The sequence below is a fragment of the Asticcacaulis sp. P4_H10 genome, from assembly GCF_056400965.1.
In genome coordinates, this window is the sequence record NZ_JBFUKH010000020.1 from 1 (window position 1) to 518 (window position 518).

Sequence of the window (518 nt, forward strand, 5' to 3'; positions counted from 1 at the left end):
GGTCTTGTTGTTGACCGGAATATTGGTCTCGAACACGAACAGCGGGTCGTTGGCGTCAGCGACCAGATCGTAGGCCTTCAGCACCTGATCGACATAGGTCTGGTTCAGGTTGCCGCTGCCGTCCAGGTTAGCCTGGTAGTCCGCACGCGCCTGGTTTTGAGCCGTAGCCGAGTTGCTGCCGGTCTTGAGGTAGTGATCATACAGCGCCGTCATCGTGAACAGGTTCACGTCGGTCGTCGACTGGTTGATGCCAGCCAGCAGACCCTTGGCGATGCCCGAACGCGAGCCAGCAGCGCCAGACGACGGGTCACGCAGGGCGAACGGGTTCGCCTGGATGCGGCCGGTGCCGACGAAGTTGCTGACGTCCTTGTTGTAGAAGCCGAGCGACACGTAGGAATCGCTGCCGTAGTACCATTCAGCGGAGAAGTCGACGTTCGACGATTCCAGCGGCAGCAGGGCGGGGTTGCCGCGTGTTGCCGTTGGGTTGGTGCCGTTGGCGGTCGGACGCGGCGGCGTGC

The 518-nt window shown here is 62.4% G+C and carries 1 pseudogene; it reads right to left on the reverse strand.

Annotation, left to right across the window (positions count from 1 at the left end):
• A pseudogene (locus AC1DON_RS21815) lies at positions 1-518 on the reverse strand (TonB-dependent receptor); the annotation flags it as partial.